Here is a 22,007-nt window from a genome sequence, read left to right as displayed (position 1 = left end):
CATGGCGTTCGCTTGCCCGCGATGAACGATCGCTCGGTCAAACGTCAGGCACAAAAAAAGCGTCCCAAGCGGACGCTTTTTTTATGAGCTCGATTCGATTACTTCAGAGTAACCGTACCTTTCATCATCGAGATGTGGCCAGGGAAGGAGCAGAAGAAGCCGTAGCTTTCGCCAGTCGCCAGCTTCGACACATCAAAGGTCACCGAATCCGTTTCGCCAGCACCGATGATTTTGGTGTGGGCAATGATGCGCTCGTCACCTTCTTTCAGGTAGTTCTTGTCGATGCCTGCCGCCATGCCGTCGGTGGCGATCGGCTGCATGTCAGCTGTTTTACTCAGCACCCAGTTATGGCCCATGACGTTCTTCGGCAGGCTGCCAGAGTGTTTCAGCTCCACGGTGAAGGTCTTGCAGCTCTTGTCGATGCTGATGTCCTTGGTATCGAAGGACATCTGGTCCGTGGAGTCGACGGTGACCTTGCACTCGGCAGCCATCAATTGACTGCTGGCCAGTGTCAGCAGGGATACCGCAACAAGTTTGGCAAACATGGTGAATCTCCAAGGCAGGGTTAACGAAAAGTGCTAATGGACAGAAGACTGCCTGAAAACTTCGCAAGTTCCTATGACCTGAATCAAAAATTGTATACAACTTTAGCGCTATGACACCTATCGAAACAATCTACCAGCCAGGCGTCTGGCCCGGCCCTATCATCAGGCCATCATTCTTCACCTGGAGCGCCTGTCATGTCCTTTAACAGCCTGTTGCGCAGTTTGCTCGCCGCTTATGCCAGTGGCGCCAGCGGCACCTACGAAACACCTGAACGCGAAGTTTAGACCTTGGAGCGCCGCCCGCCTGCCTTTACTCTATGGCCATCCTGACCGTGGAGTAAGGCATGTCTTTAGCGTCCGTTTGTGTATTTTGCGGTGCCAGCACCGGCACCAGTCCGGCTTATCGTGAAGCGGCTGTCGCCCTCGGGCGAGCACTGGCCGAGCGCAAGTTGACCCTGGTCTATGGCGGCGGCGCCGTCGGCCTGATGGGGATTGTGGCCGACGCGGCACTGGCGGCCGGCGGTGAAGTGATCGGGATCATCCCGCAAAGCCTCAAGGACAAGGAAATCGGCCACAGCGGCCTGACGCGCCTGGAAGTGGTGGACGGCATGCATGCGCGCAAGGCGCGGATGGCCGAACTCAGCGACGCGTTTATCGCGCTGCCCGGCGGCCTCGGCACGCTGGAAGAACTGTTCGAAGTCTGGACCTGGGGCCAGCTCGGCTATCACGGCAAGCCGCTCGGCCTGCTGGAAGTGAACGGTTTCTACAGCAAATTGACCGGTTTTCTTGATCATATCGTCGGCGAAGGCTTCGTTCGCGCACCGCACCGTGACATGCTGCAAGTGAGCGAATCACCGCAAACCCTGCTCAATGCCCTGGACGCCTGGCAACCGTCGGTCCTGCCAAAATGGACCGATCAAAAACCCAGCTAACGGCTCGGCACCGATACAGGGCAGAATATGCGCCGCTCAACCTCACCTTCGACCCCAGAGGATCGCCCATGGCTAAACCTAATTATTCCTTCGCCAAACGTCAGAGAGACTTGGCCAAGGAGCAGAAGAAAGAGGAAAAGCTTCAGCGCAAGAAAGCTACAGCTGAAGAAGAAGCAGCAGCACTGAACCCGGATGCCGAAGGCGAAGTGGCTACAGACGAAACTGAAGCACCGAAAGATCAGGCGCCCGACGCCTGAGACCCTCAGGGCCGGATGATCTGATCAGGCCCACCGGATCTGTGTCCGGGGTCAGCAGTTGTTTTTGCTGACCCTCACAGTCCCCCTCTGAAGTACCCCAATCCATAGAACGCACACACTCCTACAGGGGATCTGTGTTAATCCATTGGCATTACGGTGACGCGGACTTCCGGGTCGTGATTGCCGCCCCCCAGAATCACCCCGCGCAATGGCGAAACATCGGAAAAATCCCGGCCCCAGGCCAGGGTGATGTGCTCAAGTGCCGGCTGAACATTGTTGGTCGGGTCGAAATCGACCCAGCCCAGCACCGGGCAAAACACCGAGACCCAGGCGTGGGACGCGTCCGCGCCGATCAATCGCGGCTGCCCCGGCGGTGGCTGAGTCAGCAGGTAACCGCTGATATAGCGCGCCGCCAGACCACGAGAGCGCACGCACGCGAGCATCAGGTGGGCGAAGTCCTGGCAGACCCCGCGTCGGCGCTCCAGCACTTCCACCAACGGCGTCGCCACTTGGGTCGCTTCGGCGTCGAAGGTGAACTCGCTGAAGATTTTCTCCATCAGTGCCTGAACGCCCCACAGCAACGGTCGCCCCGCGGGAAAACAGCTCTCGGAGAACTCGACGAAATTGCGCTTCAAATGCACGTAAGGCGATTCGAACCGATACCGGCAGGCTTCGAGTATGTCGGGGGACAGCGGCTGGCTGCTGTAGGTCAACGCATTGCTGGTGTCCTCCCAGGGCGGCGACTGATTGAAGTCCAGCGCGGGCCGGGGCAGGACCTCGACGCTCAGGCTGGCATTGACCAGCAATTCATCGTGCGGACGCTCGAAGGCCAATCGGGTGAGCGGATTGCCAAACACATCCAGCTCATCCCTGCGCGTGGTCGGGTCGGGACTGATCTGTAGTTGTCGGGCGCTGCAGCGCTGCCAGGCACAGGGCCGCGGCCAGAGATGCGCGAGCTGCTGGGCCAAAGAGACCGGGCTGTCATAGTGATAATGGGTGTCGTGGAAAATCTGGTAGTGAGCACTCATCAGACGGACACCGTACGCTGGCTGACATCATCGACATGGGCGAAATGGCGCAGCGCCAGGCGATCCGACACTTGGCCACTGGCGTCGGCAATCTCTTGCAGTAAATCGGCCAGCCCATCGAGTGCGGCGCGAACGCTGGCTTCGCCAAACAAGGCGTTTTCCAGGCAACCCAGATCGAACTGCGCCAGCCGCTCCACCAACAGCGGCAAACCAGCTTCGCGTGGCGCGCCAAAGTCGTCATTCAAGCGCTTCAGGGTTCGCGTCACCAGCTTCAACTGGAACAGCACTGCGTGGGGGTTCTGCTCATCGAGCAGCAACAGGTCGAGCACCGGCAGCAATTGCGCCACCGCCAGATACCGCGAACGGTAGGTGATGCTGCTGTTGCCCAACTCCAGCAGCCACTCCAGCCCAGCCTGATCAAAAGCCCCGGCACCGCGCAGAAACGCCGCCAGGCTGGCGCTGAGAAATTGCAGGCGCTCGATCCGCCGGCCGATGATCAGGAAGCGCCAGCCTTCGTCGCGGGTCATGTCGTCCAGGGCGAAACCTGACAGCGCTGCCAGCGACATCACCAGACGGTTGAGAAAATCCAGCAACTCACCGAAATCCGGTTCTTCCGTTTCCAGTTCCATGGCTTCGCGCTGCAATTCCACCAGCGCCTGCCAGTTTTCCCGCGAGAGTTTGCCGCGCACTTGCGAGGCCGCCCACTGCAAGCGTTGCAGATTGGAACGCAAGCTGAATGGCCAATCGTCACCGAGTAAGGCGGCCAACAAACGCTCCGGCAACTCACCTTCATCGGGCAAAAGATTCAGCCGTTCACCGAGATCGACCGCCGCCTGCAAGGCCTGCGGATCATCGCTGTCGACGTAGCGCGCCAGCACGATCCGCAGCAGTCGCGCACTGTCATCACAACGTTCGCAATAGCGGCCGAACCAAAACAGGTTTTCCACCACCCGCGAGGGCAGATAAGGGTCTCGCCGAACCAGGTCATGCACACCGATCGTGCGCTGGGTTTTCCATTGCTCGCCGCTGGGCGGACGATCCCCTAGTACCCACGTGTCCTTGCTCGCACCGCCGCGCTGCATCGACACCACTTCGGCGTCCGCCTCGGCCGCCACGCGGGTCAGACCGCCGGGTAAAACCCGGTAGCCGTCATGGCTGGCCACGGCGTAGACCCGCATGCCGATGGCACGCGGTTGCAATTGACCGTCTTCGGCCTGCCAGATCGGCGCCTGGGACAACTGGGCCATTTCTTGCGCCACATAGGCATAAGGCCGCGCCTGCATGCGCTCGGCCAAGGCCTGGCGCTTTTTTTCACTCAGATCACGGCCAAACACAGGTGCGAAGCTTTGAGACGGGAACGCCGGTTTGATCAATAATTCCGGCAGTTTTTCCAACGCTTGAGCCAGCACGGGCGCCTCGCCGCACCACCAGGTTGCGATGGACGGCAGGATCAGTTCTTCGCCGAACAGGAACTGATTGATCTTCGGCAGAAAGCCCAATAACCCCGGCGACTCCAGCACGCCGCTGCCGAGGGCATTCGCCACCAACACCCGCCCTTGCCGCACGGCTTCGAGCAACCCCGGCACGCCCAGCGCGGAATCGGTGCGCAGCTCCAGCGGGTCGCAGAAATCATCGTCGAGCCGGCGCATGATTGCGTGAACCCGACGCAGGCCGCTCAGGGTTTTCAGGTAGACCGTGGCATCGCGCACCGTGAGGTCGCCGCCCTCCACCAATGGGTAACCGAGCTGACGCGCCAGATACAGGTGTTCGAAATAGCTTTCGTTGAAGCGTCCCGGGGTCAGCAACACGATCAGCGGAGCTTCATCATCGCGCGGGGCCTGCCGAGCCAGGGTTTCCTGAAGCGTGCGGAAGAACCCGGCCAGATGCTGCACTTTCAAATCGCGATACAGCTCGGGAAAGGCTCGGGAGACGATGGTGCGGTTTTCCAGGGCGTAACCGGCACCGGACGGCGCTTGAGTCCGGTCTGCGGTGACCCACCAGCGGCCATCGGGTGTGCGCGCCAGGTCGACGGCATACAAATGCAGAAAAGCCCCATCCGGCGGGGAAATGCCCTGACAGGGCCAAAGGAAGTTGTTGTGTCCGAACACCAGTTCTGCCGGTAACAAACCTTCGGCGATCAAGCGTTGCGGGCCGTACAGGTCCGCCAGCACCGCATTCAACAGCCGCGCCCGTTGAGCGATCCCTGCCGATAACTGCGCCCACTCATCCGCGGCAATCACATGGGGCAACAGATCCAGTTCCCACGGCCGATCCGCGCCCTTGGGATCGGCGTAGACGTTGTAGGTCACGCCGTTTTCCTGAATCTGCCGGGTCAGCAAGGCCTGACGCTGCACCAATTGCGCAGGCGAGCTGCGTTGCAATTGGTCGATCAGCCGACGCCAGTGCGGGCGTACGGCGCCGCTGTCGTCGAGCAGTTCGTGATAAGTGCCCGCCGTCAGCGGGTAGCGGTCAAGCAGGTCAGGCATGGAAAGCTCGGCAGACAGCAAAGAACAGTCAGACTAACGCACGCTCATGACGCCCGGATAGACGAAAAATCCGAGCGTCGCGTACGACTTAGAAACGTCGTAAATCGAGCGTCATCGGCAGCTCGTCGTTGATTTCCACAGTCGGTACGGGCAGTTTTCCCGGCGTGTGCCCTATACGGAAAAATCGCGCCATTCGCCGGCTCTCGGCCTCATTGGCGTTCACCGGCAGGCTGTCGTAGTTGCGCCCACCCGGATGGGCCACGTGGTATTGGCAGCCGCCTAGCGAACGCTGCATCCAGGTGTCGAGCAAGTCGAACACCAATGGCGCGTGGACCGGGATGGTCGGTTGCAAACAGTTGGCCGGTTGCCAGGCGCGAAAACGCACGCCGGCAACAAACTCCCCAACCCGTCCGGTGGGTTGCAACGGCACCGGAATACCATTGCAGGTCAGCAGATAACGTTGCGGTGGCAGGCCGGTGAGCTTGACCTGCAAACGCTCCAGCGATGAATCCACATACCGCACCGTGCCGCCGACCGCGCCCTCCTCGCCCAACACATGCCACGGTTCCAGTGCCTGACGCAATTGCAGTTCAATGCCGCTGACCGCGTAATCACCGACCTTGGGAAAACGGAACTCCAGATGCGCGGCGAACCACTCGGCCCGCACCGGATACCCGGCCGCATTGAGATCGACAATGACGTCAGCGAAATCCTGTTCGACAAAGTGCGGCAACAAGAACCGGTCGTGCAGCTCCGTGCCCCAGCGCGCGAGCTTCGGCGGCGCATAAGGCTCACGCCAGAACCGCGCGACCAACGCTCGCAGCAACAATTGCTGAGCCAGACTCATGCGCGCGTGCGGCGGCATTTCAAAGGCACGCAACTCCAGCAAGCCGAGGCGTCCGGTCGCACCGTCCGGCGAATAGAGTTTGTCGATGCAAAACTCGGCGCGATGGGTGTTGCCGGTCACGTCGATCAACAGGTTGCGCAGCAGCCGGTCCACAAGCCATGGCGCACATTCCTCGCCCGGTTCAGGCATCTGGGCGAAGGCGATTTCCAGTTCATACAGCGCATCGTTGCGCGCTTCATCGACGCGCGGTGCCTGGGACGTCGGGCCGATGAACAGCCCGGAAAACAGGTAGGACAGCGACGGATGGTTATGCCAGTAGCTGATCAAGCTGCGCAGCAAGTCGGGACGACGCAGAAACGGCGAGTCGGCCGGGGTCGCGCCGCCGAGCACAAAATGGTTACCGCCCCCCGTGCCTGTGTGCCGCCCGTCAATCATGAATTTTTCGGTGGTCAGTCGGGTCTGGCGCGCTTCTTCGTAGAGAAACTCGGTGCGCTCAACCAACTCGTCCCAGGTCGCGGATGGCTGCACGTTGACTTCGATCACGCCCGGATCCGGAGTGATACGAAAGTTGCTCAGGCGCGGATCGCTGGGCGGTTCATAGCCTTCCAGCAACACCGGGCAATGCAGCTCTTCGGCAGTGGCCTCGATGGCGGTGACCAGTTCCAGATAATCCTCGACCCGCTCCAGCGGCGGCATGAACAGGTACAACCGCCCTTCCCGGGCTTCAGCGCAGAACGCCGTGCGTGTCAGCCAGTCGGCAGACTCGTCGATTTTCGGCTCGCACTCAACCGCTTCGGCCGGCGCGCCTGGACTGTTCAACGCCATGGTGTCAGGAAGCGCGGGGAACTCCTGATTCGGGTCGTTGGGATGAATGAACGGATACTCGGCCGCTTTCACCCAAGGCTGCGAGCCGAGCGGCAAGCGATAACCCAGCGCAGAATCCCCCGGCACCAGCCGGCAATGCTCGTCACGCAGATACCAGCGACCGCTTTGCCATTGATCACCCTTGGCGGTGCGCGCCAGCGGCAGGACCTGACCAATGACTTTATCCAGCCCCTGGCTGAAGACTTTACGCAGACGTGCACGCTCCAGCGGCTCTTCCAGACGTGAGTCTTCGGCGCTGACGTTCTGCGGCAATGTGCCTTCGCGCCAGAGGTAATAGAAATTGTCTTCGTAGGCCGGGAACACGAAGCGTGTCGGAAGCTTCAGCCGTTCGGCGACGCTCGCCAGAAACCGACCAGCCAGTGCGCCATCAGCGCCGTAGTCTTCCTGCTCATCGGCGATCAGCCCGCTGTTGTGCCAGATCGGCACGCCATCGCGGCGCCAATAGCAATTCAACGACCAACGTGGCAGCTGCTCACCGGGGTACCACTTGCCCTGGCCGAAATGTACGAGGCCTTTGGGCGCGTAGTGTTTGCGCATGCGCTGGAACAGTTCGGCGGACAATCGACGCTTGTCCGGCCCGAGCGCGGCAGTGTTCCATTCGGCGCCGTCCGGGTCGTCGATGGACACAAAAGTCGGCTCGCCGCCCATGGTCAGGCGCACATCGTCTTCCAGCAGGTCGGCATCGATCTGCCGGCCCAGCGCCTGGATCGCCAGCCATTGATCGTCGGTGTAGGGCCTGGTGACGCGCGGGGCCTCCCAAATCCGCTCCACGGACATTTCGTGGGTGAACTCGCACTCGCACGGTTCCACCAGGCCACTGATCGGCGCCGCAGAGCCCGGATCGGGGCTGCACGCCAACGGAATGTGGCCTTCGCCGGCAAACAGCCCTGAGGTCGCGTCCAGGCCGATCCAGCCGGCGCCGGGCAAATAGACTTCGCACCAGGCGTGCAGGTCGGTGAAGTCCACGTCCGTGCCGGATGGACCGTCGAGGCTTTTGACGTCGGCGGTCAATTGAATCAGGTAACCGGAAACGAAGCGCGCGGCCAGCCCAAGATTACGCAGCAGTTGCACCAGCAACCACGCCGAGTCGCGGCAGGAACCGGACGCGTGTTCCAAGGTGTGTTCGGGCGTCTGCACGCCCGGCTCCATGCGGATCAGGTAACCGATGTCTTCGCTCAAGCGCTGGTTGAGCGCGACGAGGAAATCCACGCTGGGCAGCGGCGTGCGGTCGATGCCGTCCAGATAGGCCTTGAACTTCGGCGTCAGGGGCAGGGTTTCCAGGTACGGCGCCAGTTCCTTGCGCTCGTCGGTGGCGTAGGCAAACGGGATTTTTTCCGCGTAGGGCTCGAGGAAGAAGTCGAAGGGATTGAAGACCGCCATTTCCGCGATCAGATCGACTTCGATCCGCAGTTCATCGGTTTTCTCCGGAAACACCAGCCGCGCCAGGTAATTGCCCTGCGGATCTTGTTGCCAGTTGATGAAGTGTTGCTCGGGCGAGACTTTCAACGCATAGGACAGTATCCGCGTGCGACTGTGGGCGGCCGGGCGCAGGCGAACGATCTGCGGACCGAGTTCGACAGCGCGGTCGTAGCGGTAATGCGTGACGTGGTGCAATGCGACATGAATCGACACGGCGTGCCTCCTGCGAGCCCTAAGCGTTATCGAAAGCGCGCAAGACTTATGCCATCGCGGCACCGCTGGCGCTTTCTCCATTTGCTTGAGGCAGTACAGCACCAAAATCGGGCGATGCGGGAAATTGGTTGGGGGCAGTTGCACGCAAATGTTGCGGATATAGGGTTCGGGGCGTGATCGTTCCCACGCTCCGCGTGGGAATGATCAGGTTGGCGTTCTGTTCAGCTCAAGCGAGGCTTAGCGCGGTACAACCGGCTTGCGGGCAGGCTTAGGACCCTTGCCTTTCGCCGCGTCCTTGCGCTCCTTGGCCGCCTGCTGGTTGCGGGCGAACGCCGCCGCCTTGGCCTGCTCACGCTTGTCCCACGGGTTGCCGCCATCGCTGGCACGCGGTGGCAGGCCGGTGTGCTGGGTCAGGATCTTGGTGGTCTTTTCCCCGGCAACCTTGTGACTGCCAGCCGGTGTCGAGTTTTTGCGACGGGCGCTTTGGTAGCTGTCGGTCGCCGGCTGATGCAGCGGGATCAACTGGTTCTTGCCCGGACCGATCAGGTCGGCGCGGCCCATGCGGGTCAGCGCTTCACGCAGCATTGGCCAGCCTTTCGGGTCGTGATAACGCAAGAACGCCTTGTGCAGGCGACGCTGCTCTTCGCTCTTGACGATGGTCACGGCATCGCTCTTGTAAGTGACCTTACGCAGCGGGTTCTTGCCCGAGTGGTACATCGCGGTGGCGGTGGCCATCGGTGACGGGTAGAACGCCTGCACCTGGTCGGCGCGGAACCCGTTGCCCTTGAGCCACAGGGCCAGGTTCATCATGTCTTCGTCGGTGGTGCCCGGGTGGGCGGCGATGAAGTACGGAATCAGGTACTGCTCTTTCCCGGCTTCCTTGGAGTACTTCTCGAACATGCGCTTGAACTTGTCATAGCTGCCGATGCCCGGTTTCATCATCTGGTTGAGCGGACCTTCCTCGGTGTGTTCCGGGGCGATCTTGAGGTAACCTCCGACGTGGTGGGTCACCAGCTCCTTGACGTATTCCGGCGACTCGACCGCGAGGTCGTAGCGCAAGCCGGAAGCAATCAGAATCTTCTTCACACCCGGCAGAGCACGGGCGCTGCGGTACAGCTGAATCAACGACGAATGGTCGGTGTTCAGGTTCGGGCAGATGCCCGGGAACACGCACGAAGGCTTGCGGCACGCGGATTCGATTTCCGGGCTCTTGCAGGCGATGCGGTACATGTTCGCGGTCGGGCCGCCGAGGTCGGAAATGACGCCGGTGAAACCCGGCACCTTGTCGCGGATCTCTTCGATTTCGCGAATGATCGACTCTTCGGAGCGGTTCTGGATGATCCGGCCTTCGTGCTCGGTGATCGAGCAGAAGGTGCAGCCGCCAAAGCAGCCGCGCATGATGTTCACCGAGAAGCGGATCATGTCGTAGGCCGGAATCTTTTCCTTGCCGTACGCCGGGTGCGGGATGCGCGCATAGGGCATGCCGAACACGTAGTCCATTTCTTCGGTGGTCATTGGAATTGGAGGCGGGTTGAACCAGACATCGACTTCGCCGTGTTTCTGCACCAGCGCACGGGCGTTGCCCGGGTTGGTTTCAAGGTGAAGCACGCGGTTGGCGTGAGCATACAGAACCGCGTCACCGCGGACTTTCTCAACCGAAGGCAGACGAATCACGGTCTTGTCGCGAGTCATCTTCGGGCTGGCCAGGATCTGCACGACCTTGGCTTCACTCGGGTCTTCAACCGGACCTTTTTCCTGCTCGATGGCGCAGGCTTGGGTGTCCTGGGTGTTCACGTACGGGTTGATGATCTTGTCGATCTTGCCCGGACGGTCGATGCGCGTGGAATCGACTTCGTACCAGTCTTTCGGAGTGTCGCGACGAATGAATGCGGTACCGCGCACGTCGGTGATGTCTTCGATCTTGTGACCGTAGGACAGACGCTGGGCGACTTCGACAATCGCACGCTCGGCGTTGCCGTAAAGCAGGATGTCGGCGCAGGCGTCGATCAAGATCGAGTTGCGCACCCGGTCCTGCCAGTAATCGTAGTGAGCGATGCGGCGCAGGGACGCTTCGATGCCACCGAGCACGATCGGCACGTGATTGTAGGCTTCCTTGCAGCGCTGGCTGTAAACCAGGCTCGCACGGTCCGGCCGCTTGCCCGCCAGGCCACCGGGGGTGTAGGCGTCATCGGAACGGATTTTCTTGTCGGCGGTGTAGCGGTTGATCATCGAGTCCATGTTGCCGGCCGCGACACCGAAGAACAGGTTCGGCTCGCCGAGCTTCATGAAGTCGTCTTTGGACTGCCAGTTCGGTTGGGCAATGATCCCGACGCGGAAGCCTTGCGACTCCAGCAGCCGGCCGATGATCGCCATGCCGAACGACGGATGGTCAACGTACGCATCACCGGTGACGATGATGATGTCGCAGGAATCCCAGCCAAGCTGATCCATCTCCTCCCTGCTCATCGGCAGGAATGGCGCTGGACCGAAACATTCGGCCCAGTACTTGGGATAGTCAAATAACGGCTTGGCTGTTTGCATGACGATGACCGGTGTTGAGATGAAAAATCGCGGGCGCGGAATATAGCACAAAAAATAACCAATTCCGACGGCTATGGTCGGAAATAGCGGTGACCCTATCGCGAGCAGACGACGGAAATTATTCGTCGTCGAAGTTGTAGCTGCCCGGCGCCAGGTTTTCGAAGCGGGTGTACTTGCCGATGAACGCCAGTCGTGACGTGCCGATTGGTCCGTTACGCTGCTTGCCGATGATGATTTCGGCGATGCCTTTGTGCTCGGTTTCCGGGTGATAAACCTCATCCCGGTACACGAACATGATCACGTCAGCATCCTGCTCGATCGCTCCGGATTCCCGGAGGTCGGAGTTGATCGGGCGCTTGTTCGGTCGTTGCTCCAGGGAACGGTTGAGCTGGGACAACGCCACCACCGGGCAATTGAATTCCTTGGCCAGGGCTTTCAAGGAACGGGAGATTTCGGAAATCTCGTTGGTCCGGTTGTCGCCGCCGGAACCTGGAATCTGCATCAATTGCAGGTAGTCGATCATGATCAGGGCAACGTCGCCGTGCTCACGCACCAATCGACGGGTCCGCGCACGCATCTCCGACGGGCTGATACCGGCCGTATCGTCGATGAACAGCTTGCGGTCGTTGAGCAGGTTGACCGCCGAGGTCAGGCGCGGCCAATCGTCGTCGTCCAGGCGACCGGCACGGACCTTGGTCTGGTCGATACGGCCCAGGGACGACAACATACGCATGATCAGCGATTCGCCTGGCATCTCGAGCGAGTAGACCAGGACGCACTTGTCGCTGCGCAACACGGCGTTTTCCACCAGGTTCATCGCAAAGGTGGTTTTACCCATGGATGGACGGCCGGCGACGATGATCAGGTCGGACGGCTGCAGGCCGCTGGTCTTCTCGTCGAGGTCGGTGTAGCCGGTGGACAGGCCGGTGATGGCGTTGTCGGTGTTGAACAGGGTGTCGATGCGGTCGATGGCCTTGGTCAGCAGGTCATTCACGCTCACCGGGCCGCCCGTTTTGGGCCGGGCCTCAGCGATCTGGAAGATCTGCCGTTCAGCTTCGTCGAGAATCTCTTCAGCCGTGCGGCCTTCCGGATTGAAGGCACTGTCGGCAATCTCGGTAGCGATACCAATCAACTGGCGCAATGTCGCCCGCGCACGAACGATCTGTGCGTAAGCCTTGATGTTGGCGACGGACGGCGTGTTTTTCGCCAGTTCGCCAAGGTAACCGAGACCGCCGACTTGCGAGGTCTGACCTTCCTTGTCCAATTGCTCGGCAAGGGTCACGACGTCGATCGGGGAGTTCTGGTCGGCGAGCTTGGCGATCGCACGGAAGATCAGGCGGTGGTCATGTCGATAGAAATCGCCATCCGACACTTGATCGAGCACGCGTTCCCAGGCGTTGTTGTCCAGCATCAAACCACCGAGCACGGCCTGTTCGGCCTCGATGGAGTGCGGCGGCACCTTCAGGGAAGCGGTTTGCAGATCGTATTGCTCGGGTGCGGAGATATCGTTCATGGCCACTTGAATTGAGTGTGTGAAAATCAGGAACTGCAGAAAGACAAAGGGCACGACCTGTAAACAGGATCGTGCCCGATGTTACCGGCAAGCACCCTAGGGTGCCAGCCGACAAGTACTACTTAAGCTGCTACCACGACAACGCGTACGGTGGCTTCAACTTCAGCGTGCAGGTGCACGGCTACGTCGAATTCGCCTACGTTGCGGATGGTGCCGTTCGGCAGACGAACTTCGCTTTTTGCAACTTCAACGCCAGAGGCGGTCAGTGCATCAGCGATGTCGTGGGTGCCGATCGAACCGAACAGCTTGCCTTCGTCACCGGCGGTGGCAGTGATAGTCACTTCCAGCTCAGCCAGTTGGGCGGCACGGCTTTCAGCCGAAGTTTTACGGTCTGCTGCGGCTTTTTCCAGCTCAGCGCGACGCTCTTCGAACGCGGCCAGGTTGGCAGCGGTCGCAGCGGTAGCTTTGCCGTAAGGCAGCAGGTAGTTACGACCGTAACCAGCCTTAACGTTCACTTTGTCACCCAGGTTGCCCAGGTTGGTGACTTTTTCCAGAAGGATCAGTTGCATGTGAAAATCCTCTTAACTTTTAACCTTCACCGTTCGCGTTATCGGCATCTTTCGGTGCCGAACGACCGCGAAAATCAATCAGGCTGTCGACGATGGCCAAGACCACCAGCAACGGATAGATCAGTTGCATGAACAGCAACAGCGTGACGTACAACCCCACCAGCCAGAACCTGGCCAGTCGCTTTTGCGCCACCAGCCCGTGAATCAGGGCCAGCCCGGCGAATACCAGCGGTACACTGCACAACGGCGTCAACATGGCCATCTGCGGACCGATGTTCGGCCCCAGAAGCATGAACGCCAGCAGTAACATCGCCAGCCCCAGCGGGAATCGGATGGCGCGAAACTCGCGACCAAAACCACCCGGGTTGTACAACAACGCCTGCCAGTAGCGCCCGACAAGCAGGCTCAGCACACTGACGATTTGCAACAAGGCCGCAATCAGGCCGGTCAGGACCGGTGCAATCAGGGACGCAAAATGCGCTTGCTCGTCTACCGACAACTTCTCGTAGACATCACCGAGTAGCGACGGCATGACTTTTATCAAAGCCTGCGCCAGCATCTCGATTTGGGGACCAAACGTCGCCCCCAGCACCACTGAAAACACCACGCCCATCGCTATGCTGACCAGCAGCACGCGGGCCCAGGATTCGCTTGCGCGCAAAACCAACGCAAGGCTCGAAGAACCCAACAGCACCAGAAGTGCCCGAGGGTCATCCGAGTACAGCCACCAGATCAACGCTGGCAGCATTCCCAGGGCAAGAACGCCAAGGGCGTCCTTCAATCCGCGCCGCAAGAGCACAAGGCATCCCGCGGCAGCACCCAACCAATACAACAACGGCAATGTTACGCATCCAGCCACTACGAGAGTGGCCTGCATGCGGCCGCGCATGATGAACTCAGCTATGGCGCGCATGCATTCAATCCTTTGCTACGTGTCGACTGCCCGGTCTCAGCGGCCGTGGCTGTCGGTGTAGGCCAGCAGGGCCAGGAAGCGGGCGCGCTTGATAGCGGTGGCCAGCTGACGCTGATAACGTGCTTTGGTACCGGTGATACGGCTTGGAACGATTTTGCCGGTCTCGGATACATAAGCTTTCAGAGTGTTGAGATCTTTGTAATCGATCTCTTTCACGTCTTCAGCGGTGAAGCGGCAGAATTTACGACGACGGAAGAAACGTGCCATGTAATAGGCTCCTCAAAAGGTCCGTGGATTACTCGTCAGCGTTATCGCTGTTGTCGCTGTCATCACTATCAGCGCTTTCAGCGCCTTCGTGCTCAGGACGGTCGCGACGCTCACGGCGCTCACTGCGGTTTTCTTCAGCCTTGAGCATCTCGGATTGGCCGGTAACGGCTTCTTCGCGACGGATGACCAGGTTACGGATCACTGCATCGTTGTAGCGGAAGTTGTCTTCCAGCTCGGCCAGGGCCTTGCCAGTGCATTCAACGTTCAGCATCACGTAGTGAGCCTTGTGAACATTGTTGATTGCGTAGGCCAGTTGACGACGGCCCCAATCTTCCAGACGGTGGATTTTGCCGCCGTCTTCTTCGATCAGCTTGGTGTAACGCTCTACCATGCCGCCGACTTGCTCGCTTTGATCCGGGTGGACCAAAAAGATGATTTCGTAATGACGCATGAATGCTCCTTACGGGTTGTAGCCTGCCGCTCAAAAGCGGTCAGACAAGGAGTGAATGACACTTATGGACTTGCTTGCGATAGACACATGCGTGCCTGCCGTCACAGCAAGGGGCGCAATTGTAGAGAAGGGACAGGAGAGGTGCAAGGCAATTGGTGATTATTTGAACAGTTCGTTCGCACACCGAATTTTGCCTCACCACAAACCACTGTAGGAGCGAGCCTGCTCGCGATGGAGGCATAACATCCAATATTTATGCTGAATGTTACATCACTATCGCGAGCAGGCTCGCTCCCACAGGGATTACAACTGGATCAGGACTTCTTGGAGGTTCCGGCGGCCTTTACGCTGCGCTGGCGCTGGGCCTCGAACAGGCAGACGCCGGTCGCCACGGAAACGTTCAGACTGCTGACGCTGCCAGTCATCGGCAGATGCACCAGATAATCGCAAAGATCGCGAGTCAGGCGACGCATGCCACTGCCTTCTGCACCCATGATCAGGATGGTCGGGCCGGTCATGTCTTGCTGATACAGGCTCTGTTCTGCCTCACCCGCCGTACCGACAACCCACAAACCACGCTGCTTGAGCTTTTCCAGGGTGCGCGCCAGGTTGGTCACGGCGACCAACGGAATCACTTCCGCCGCGCCACAAGCCACTTTACGCACCGTCGGGGTCAGCGTCGCTGATTTGTCCTTGGGCACGATCACTGCCAGTGCGCCGGCCGCATCGGCCGAACGCAGGCAGGCGCCGAGGTTGTGCGGGTCGGTCACGCCGTCGAGCACCAGCAACAGGGGTGCGCCTTCGGTACGGTCCAGCAACTCGTCGAGCATTGCCTCACCCCAGACCTGGCTCGGACTCACGTCCGCCACCACGCCCTGGTGCACGCCCTCAACCCACGCATCCAGCTCGCGACGCTCGGCATTACCGACCGCAACGCGGTTTTCGGCTGCGAGCTGGATCAGCGTTTGCACGCGCGGATCACTACGACCTTCCGCCAGCCAGATCTGCTTGACACGTTTCGGGTGGTGGCGCAGCAACGCCTCTACCGCGTGTACGCCGTATATTTTTTCCAGATTACTCATGGCTTGGCCTTAGGTTTACGCGCCCCGCCGCTTCTTCCGGCTGGAGCAGCACCCGCTTTTGGCGGGCCTTTACGGTGTTTGCTCGGTTTTGCTGGCTTGCCGCCGGGGGCCTTGTCAGGCGCCGACCGCCCGGTCTTTCCCCCAGACGCCGCTTTACCGCCGCTTTTCGCTTCAGACAGCAACGCCTGTTTCATTTCACGGCTTTTACGCAGTTCGGCGTTTTTCGCCGCGGCATCGCTTGGGCGATAGGCTTCAACAGCCTTTTCCTTGGCAGGACGACGACCGGTTTTTGCCAGCGCTGGTTCTGCGGCGGTTTTAGTTGCCGGAGCGGTTGTTTCGGTTCCGCGCTTCTTGCGGCCAATCGGCGCGCTGATGGTTTTTTCAGCCATCTCGAAGTCGATCTTGCGCTCGTCGAGGTCAACACGCATGACGCGCACTTCAACGGTGTCGCCCAAGCGGAAGCTGCGACCGGTACGTTCACCCGCCAAACGATGGTGAACCGGATCGAAGTGGTAGTAATCCCCCGGCAGCGCAGTGACGTGCACCAGGCCTTCGACGTAGATATCGGTCAGTTCGACGAACAGGCCAAAACCGGTCACGGCGGTGATCACACCCGGGAACGATTCGCCTACGCGGTCTTTCATGAACTCGCACTTGAGCCAGTTCACCACATCGCGGGTCGCTTCGTCGGCACGGCGTTCGCTCATCGAGCACTGCTCGCCGAGTTGCTCCAGTGCAGCTTCGTCGTATGGATAAATCCGCGCTTTCGGAATGGTCATCGCGCCAGCACGGCGAACGTGCGGGGTGTTCTGCTTGGAATGGATCACGCTGCGGATCGCCCGGTGCGTGAGCAAGTCCGGGTAGCGGCGGATCGGCGAGGTGAAGTGGGTATAGGCTTCGTAATTCAGGCCAAAGTGGCCCTGGTTATCAGCGCTGTACACCGCCTGACTCAACGAACGCAGCATCACGGTCTGGATCAGATGGAAATCCGGACGGTCCTTGATGCTTGCCAGCAAGGCCTGGTAGTCCTTCGGCGACGGACCGTCCTTGCCTTTGTGCAGGGACAGGCCGAGCTCGCCGAGGAAGGCACGCAGTTTTTCCAGACGCTCCGGTGGCGGACCGTCGTGAACGCGGTACAGCGCAGGTATTTCGTGCTTTTTCAAGAATTCAGCGGTGGCCACGTTGGCCGCCAGCATACATTCCTCGATCAGCTTGTGAGCATCGTTACGAACGGTCGGACGGATCTCGGCAATCTTGCGCTCGGTCCCGAAGATGATCCGGGTTTCCTGCGTTTCGAAATCGATCGCGCCACGCACGTGACGAGCGGCCAGCAGCACTTTGTACAGCGCATAAAGCTGCTTGAGGTGCGGCAGAACGTCGTTGTACTCGCCGCGAAGCTGACGCGCCTCGGTGAGTTTCGGCGTTTCCAGCATCGCGCTGACCTTGTTGTAGGTCAGGCGGGCATGGGAGTGAATCACTGCTTCATAGAAGCAATAGTCAGTCATTTCGCCGGACTTGGAGATGGTCATCTCGCAAACCATGGCCAAACGGTCGACGTGCGGGTTCAGCGAGCACAGGCCGTTGGACAGCTGCTCAGGCAGCATCGGCACGACGCGCTCGGGGAAGTACACCGAGTTGCCGCGAACCTGGGATTCGTTGTCCAGGGCCGAACCGATCTTCACGTAGCTGGAAACGTCGGCAATCGCCACGTACAACTTCCAGCCACCGGAGAACAGGCGCAGCTTGCCCGGCTTGGATTCGCAGTAAACCGCGTCATCGAAGTCGCGTGCATCTTCACCGTCGATAGTTACGAACGGCAGATGGCGCAGGTCGATGCGCTTCTCTTTGTCTTTCTCTTCGACTTCCGGCTTGAGCTTGGCGGCTTCTTTCAAGACCGCTTCAGGCCAGACGTGAGGAATGTCGTAGGTGCGCAGGGCGACATCGATTTCCATGCCCGGCGCCATGTAGTTGCCCACGACTTCGACCACGTCGCCTTGCGGCTGGAAGCGTGGTGTCGGCCAGTGAGTGATCTTCACTTCGACGAACTGACCGATCTGGGCGTTGGCGTTGCGGCCCGGCGTGACCAGCACTTCTTGCTGGATCTTCGGGTTATCCGCAACGACGAAGCCAATGCCGCCTTCTTCGAAGTAACGACCGACGATGGTTTCGTGAGCACGGGAAACCACTTCGACAATCATGCCTTCACGGCGACCGCGACGGTCGAGGCCGGAAACGCGGGCCAGGGCACGGTCGCCGTCGAAGACCAGGCGCATTTGCGCCGGGCTCATGAACAGGTCGTCACTGCCGTCGTCCGGAACCAGGAAGCCGAAGCCGTCACGGTGACCGCTGATGCGGCCAAGGATCAGGTCGAGCTTGTCCACCGGCGCATAAGTGCCGCGACGGGTATAGATGAGTTGAGCGTCGCGCTCCATGGCGCGCAGGCGGCGACGCAGGGCTTCGATCTGGTCTTCCGTGGTCAGACCAAACTCTTCGACCAACTGCTCGCGGTTAGCAGGCGAACCTCGATCAGCAAGGTGCTGAAGGATCAGTTCGCGGCTAGGAATAGGGTTTTCGTATTTTTCCGCTTCACGAGCGGCCTCGGGATCGAGGGACTGCCAATCGGCCATTAGAGAGTTTTCACCTTGTCTATATGCGGGTTAGTTTGGCATAGGCGTAATGAAACGGGAAATTTCAAGCTATGACAGCCCTTCTAAAGCCCTTTATCGACATCGCAACGCTGATTTAAAGACCACTGGCGAAATTTCCCAGGTTTTTTTGATGCCGGGGGTTTACAGTTAAAAAGACGCTCCGTATAGTGCGCGCCATCGACGACGCAGACGCGCTGCCGATACTGCCCAGATGGTGAAATTGGTAGACACGCCAGCTTCAGGTGCTGGTGACCGCAAGGTCGTGGAAGTTCGAGTCTTCTTCTGGGCACCAATTTCGAGCTTGAGATTAGATCAATTTCCAGGCTCACACAAAAACCCGCGAAAGCGGGTTTTTTGCATTCCAAGCTTCTGATTTATTAAATCTAAATCAGGGGTTTACAGATCAAAACGCTCTCCGTATAGTGCGCCACATCAACAGCGGCAACGCTGAAGATAAATGCCCAGATGGTGAAATTGGTAGACACGCCAGCTTCAGGTGCTGGTGACCGCAAGGTCGTGGAAGTTCGAGTCTTCTTCTGGGCACCAATTCAAATTCAAGGTTACGACCTTGAATTTCACAAAAACCCGCGAAAGCGGGTTTTTGCGTTTCTGGCATCGGAAAACCTGCCCCCCCCCCCTCACACAACACATGACCTGTAGCCGCAGGTTGCTACAGATGTTGGGTCCGCCGCTCTAGCTGGCACTTCCCGACCCAGCAAGGCGCACTTGAGAAACAATATCGTTTATCATTGTTGCAAGTTTTTGCAATGCGACAGTGAGGAACCCTGCGAATGATGTTTCGAAATACCCTGCGCCGCGGCCTGACCTTCACCCTGCTCGGCCTGGTACTCGCCACTCCCCTCACCCAGGCGGCCGATACGGTTTCCCTGACGCTCTATAACGGTCAACACAAGGAAGTCGGCGATGCTATCGCCAAAGCCTTTGAGGCCAAGACCGGCATCCACGTCAACGTGCGCAAAGGCAGCAGCAACCAGCTCGCCAGCCAGATCATGGAAGAAGGCGATCGCTCCCCCGCCGACGTGATCTACACCGAAGAGTCGCCGCCACTGAACAAACTCGGCGAGCAAGGTTTCCTTGCCAAGACCGACGCCACCACGCTGGCGGTTTTGCCCAAGGATTATGTTGCAGGCAACGGTACCTGGAGCGGCGTTACCGCTCGGGTCCGGGTGGTGGCATTCAATCCCAAGCTGATCGAGGAGAAGGACCTGCCGAAATCGGTGATGGAGTTCTCCAATCCAAAATGGCAAGGCAAGGTCGGCTTCGTGCCCACCAGTGGCGCCTTCCAGGAACAAGCGGTCGCGATCATCAAAATGCACGGCATGGACGCAGCCGAAGAATGGCTGACCGGCCTGCGCGCGTTCGGCAAGACTTACAGCAACAACATGGTCGCCCTGAAGGCTGTGGAAAATGGTGAGGTCGCCACGGTTCTGGTCAACAACTATTACTGGTTCGCCCTGCAACGCGAGAAAGGCCAACTGGACTCTAAACTGCACTACTTCACCGGAGGCGACGTCGGCGGGCTGATCACCGTCTCCAGCGCAGCCGTGCTCAAATCCAGCAAACACCCCAAAGAAGCCCAGGCATTTCTGGCCTACATGGCGAGCGAGGAAGGCCAGCGCGTGATCACTCAAACCACGGCCGAATACCCGCTGCACAAAGGCATGGAATCGGATCGTGGCCTCAAGCCGTTCAGCGAACTGCAAGCACCCGATGTCACACCGGCCGATCTGGGTAACGCCGAACAAGCCCTGGACCTGGAACGCGACGTTGGCTTGAACTGATGAGCGCTTCGCCAGCCTCCTCCGCCTCACGCGGGGTGTATGTGCCTCGGCGCCAACGGCCGTCGATCGGGCTACTGCTGCCAGTTCTGTTGCTGGTCGTGCTCAGTCTGTTGCCGCTGGTGTATGTCGGCCTAAAAGCCTGGCAAGCCGGCTGGGCCGAGGCATTGCACCTGCTGTGGCGACCTTATGTGTTTGGGCTGCTGCGCAATACGCTGGCGCTGATGGCCGGGGTAACGCTAGCCTGCGCCGTCATCGGCCTGTCACTGGCCTGGCTGCTGGAACGCAGCAATCTGCCCGGGCGGCGATTGTGGGGCGTTATCCTCTGTTTGCCTTTCGCTGTACCGGCGTTTGTCAGCAGTTTTACCTGGGTTTCGCTGAGCGCTCACTTTGAAGGTTTGGGCGGGGCAATTTTAGTGATGACACTGTCCAAGTACCCGCTGATCTTTCTGCCGGTCGCGGCGACCTTGCGCAATCTTGACCCCGCTCTTGAAGAATCTGCCCGGACACTCGGACAGAATCGCTGGGGCGTGTTTTTCAGAATCACGTTGCCGCTGCTCTGGCCGTCGTTACTCGCGGGCTCACTGCTGATCGCACTGCACATGCTGGTGGAGTTCGGCGCGCTATCGATCATCGGCTTGCAAACCTTTACCACGGCGATTTATCAGCAGTTCGAACTGGAATTCAGCAATGCCAATGCGGCGATGCTGTCAGCGGTGTTGCTGGCGCTGTGTCTGGCGTTGCTATGGCTGGAGCTGCGGGTTCGCGGCAAGGGCCGACATGTTCGTACCGGCCAGGGTGCGGCGCGGCAGGCGGAACAGGTTCGATTGGGGCCTTGGGCTGGAGTCGGACAGCTTTACTGCCTGGCACTGGCGATCATCGGCAGTGGCATTCCGCTGGGGATGCTGGGGTATTGGCTGGCGGTCGGTTCCTCAGCCGCATTTCCGATCGCCGCCATTGGCGAAGCGCTGCTCTCATCGCTGGCACTCTCCCTCGGTGGCGCAGCGCTTTGCCTGGTGCTGGCCGTGCCGGTGGGCTTGCTGGTGGTGCGCTACAAAGGCCCATTGGCGATCTGGGCCGAGCGCCTGCCGTATCTGCTGCATGCGTTACCAGGCCTGGTGATTGCACTAACGCTGGTGTATTTCGCCCTGCACTATGTGCCGGCGCTGTACCAGACGTCTGCCTTGCTGCTGATCGCTTATGCGTTGTTGTTTTTGCCGCTGGCTCAGGCGCCGATTCGAACGGCTCTGAACAAGGCTGCACCACAACTGGAAGAGGCAGCGCGCACGCTCGGGGCTACGTCGTTCAGTGCGTTTTGCCGGATCACACTGCCGATTATTTTCCCGGCGCTGGGGGCGGCGTTTGCGCTGGTGTTTCTGGATGCGATGAAAGAGCTGACGGCGACATTGCTGTTAAGTCCGACCGGGCTCAATACCTTGGCAACAGAGGTGTGGGCGCACACCGCGAATGTGGAGTTTGCGGCAGCGGCACCTTATGCGGCGTTGTTGATAGTGGTGTCGGGGGTGCCGGTTTATCTACTCACGACTCGGATGTATCTGAGCCGCTGAGAACGCCTACGCGAGCAGGCTCGCCCCCACACGGGATCTACTAC

General features: G+C 59.8%; 16 protein-coding genes and 2 tRNA genes. 6 read left to right on the top strand and 12 right to left on the bottom strand.

Annotated features, from left to right (window positions below; translation table 11 throughout):
* Nucleotides 1-98: 98 nt before the first annotated feature.
* A complete protein-coding gene (gene azu, locus J2X66_RS18535; RefSeq protein WP_310266874.1) occupies nucleotides 99-545 on the bottom strand; it encodes an azurin in 447 nt (148 codons plus the stop codon).
* A gap of 344 nt (nucleotides 546-889) precedes the next feature.
* Here azu and J2X66_RS18530 point away from each other — a divergent pair, with 344 nt between their 5' ends.
* The gene (locus J2X66_RS18530; protein ID WP_310266872.1) at nucleotides 890-1,477 is read left to right on the top strand and encodes a TIGR00730 family Rossman fold protein; all 588 of its coding nucleotides are present in this window, start codon (nucleotides 890-892) and stop codon (nucleotides 1,475-1,477) included.
* 68 nt (nucleotides 1,478-1,545) lie between these two features.
* Nucleotides 1,546-1,734 carry a hypothetical protein gene (locus J2X66_RS18525; protein WP_007947526.1) on the top strand — a complete coding sequence of 63 codons (189 nt, stop codon included), beginning with the start codon at nucleotides 1,546-1,548 and terminating at the stop codon, nucleotides 1,732-1,734.
* Nucleotides 1,735-1,871: 137 nt separating this feature from the next.
* On the opposite strand, the gene J2X66_RS18520 is transcribed toward J2X66_RS18525, so the two are convergent.
* The 11 genes from J2X66_RS18520 to rnr form a co-directional block, all read right to left on the bottom strand.
* The gene (locus J2X66_RS18520; protein WP_310266869.1) at nucleotides 1,872-2,762 is read right to left on the bottom strand and encodes a transglutaminase family protein; all 891 of its coding nucleotides are present in this window, start codon (nucleotides 2,760-2,762) and stop codon (nucleotides 1,872-1,874) included.
* Nucleotides 2,762-5,248, bottom strand: coding sequence for a circularly permuted type 2 ATP-grasp protein (locus tag J2X66_RS18515; RefSeq protein WP_310266867.1), 2,487 nt, complete (start codon nucleotides 5,246-5,248; stop codon nucleotides 2,762-2,764). The genes J2X66_RS18520 and J2X66_RS18515 overlap by 1 nt, the downstream gene beginning before the upstream one ends.
* A gap of 88 nt (nucleotides 5,249-5,336) precedes the next feature.
* Nucleotides 5,337-8,612, bottom strand: a complete 3,276-nt coding sequence (locus J2X66_RS18510) for a transglutaminase family protein (protein WP_310266866.1) — start codon at nucleotides 8,610-8,612, stop codon at nucleotides 5,337-5,339.
* A gap of 237 nt (nucleotides 8,613-8,849) precedes the next feature.
* Complete coding sequence (locus tag J2X66_RS18505; protein ID WP_310266865.1) at nucleotides 8,850-11,153, bottom strand: YgiQ family radical SAM protein; 2,304 nt, start codon at nucleotides 11,151-11,153, stop codon at nucleotides 8,850-8,852.
* Between the two features lie 118 nt (nucleotides 11,154-11,271).
* Entirely contained in the window at nucleotides 11,272-12,666 is a 1,395-nt protein-coding gene (gene dnaB / locus J2X66_RS18500) for a replicative DNA helicase (protein WP_007947521.1), read from the bottom strand.
* 122 nt (nucleotides 12,667-12,788) lie between these two features.
* Nucleotides 12,789-13,235, bottom strand: coding sequence for a 50S ribosomal protein L9 (gene rplI, locus J2X66_RS18495; RefSeq protein WP_003197251.1), 447 nt, complete (start codon nucleotides 13,233-13,235; stop codon nucleotides 12,789-12,791).
* Nucleotides 13,236-13,254: 19 nt separating this feature from the next.
* On the bottom strand, nucleotides 13,255-14,148 hold the full coding sequence (locus J2X66_RS18490; RefSeq protein WP_310266864.1) for a hypothetical protein: 894 nt from the start codon (nucleotides 14,146-14,148) through the stop codon (nucleotides 13,255-13,257).
* Between the two features lie 36 nt (nucleotides 14,149-14,184).
* The gene (rpsR, locus tag J2X66_RS18485; RefSeq protein ID WP_002551829.1) at nucleotides 14,185-14,415 is read right to left on the bottom strand and encodes a 30S ribosomal protein S18; all 231 of its coding nucleotides are present in this window, start codon (nucleotides 14,413-14,415) and stop codon (nucleotides 14,185-14,187) included.
* Nucleotides 14,416-14,443: 28 nt separating this feature from the next.
* On the bottom strand, nucleotides 14,444-14,866 hold the full coding sequence (rpsF, locus tag J2X66_RS18480) for a 30S ribosomal protein S6 (protein ID WP_003217491.1): 423 nt from the start codon (nucleotides 14,864-14,866) through the stop codon (nucleotides 14,444-14,446).
* Between the two features lie 314 nt (nucleotides 14,867-15,180).
* Nucleotides 15,181-15,948: a 23S rRNA (guanosine(2251)-2'-O)-methyltransferase RlmB gene (rlmB, locus tag J2X66_RS18475; RefSeq protein WP_310266863.1), complete on the bottom strand. Its 768-nt coding sequence runs from the start codon at nucleotides 15,946-15,948 to the stop codon at nucleotides 15,181-15,183.
* Nucleotides 15,945-18,575 carry a ribonuclease R gene (gene rnr, locus J2X66_RS18470; protein WP_310266862.1) on the bottom strand — a complete coding sequence of 877 codons (2,631 nt, stop codon included), beginning with the start codon at nucleotides 18,573-18,575 and terminating at the stop codon, nucleotides 15,945-15,947. Before rnr ends, rlmB begins: the two co-directional genes overlap by 4 nt.
* Nucleotides 18,576-18,801: 226 nt before the next feature.
* On the opposite strand from rnr, the gene J2X66_RS18465 reads away from it, so the two are divergent.
* From J2X66_RS18465 to J2X66_RS18450, 4 genes are all read left to right on the top strand, one after another.
* Nucleotides 18,802-18,888 (top strand) — tRNA-Leu (locus J2X66_RS18465).
* Between the two features lie 167 nt (nucleotides 18,889-19,055).
* Nucleotides 19,056-19,142: transfer RNA gene (locus J2X66_RS18460), tRNA-Leu, on the top strand.
* Nucleotides 19,143-19,387: 245 nt separating this feature from the next.
* A complete protein-coding gene (locus J2X66_RS18455; RefSeq protein ID WP_310266861.1) occupies nucleotides 19,388-20,398 on the top strand; it encodes an extracellular solute-binding protein in 1,011 nt (336 codons plus the stop codon).
* The gene (locus J2X66_RS18450; RefSeq protein WP_310266860.1) at nucleotides 20,398-21,963 is read left to right on the top strand and encodes an iron ABC transporter permease; all 1,566 of its coding nucleotides are present in this window, start codon (nucleotides 20,398-20,400) and stop codon (nucleotides 21,961-21,963) included. Before J2X66_RS18455 ends, J2X66_RS18450 begins: the two co-directional genes overlap by 1 nt.
* Nucleotides 21,964-22,007: the final 44 nt, after the last annotated feature.

This window comes from Pseudomonas sp. 3296, from assembly GCF_031456615.1.
In the GTDB taxonomy this organism is placed as follows: domain Bacteria; phylum Pseudomonadota; class Gammaproteobacteria; order Pseudomonadales; family Pseudomonadaceae; genus Aquipseudomonas; species Aquipseudomonas mucoides.
This window is presented reverse-complemented; position numbering and strand designations above follow the sequence as displayed.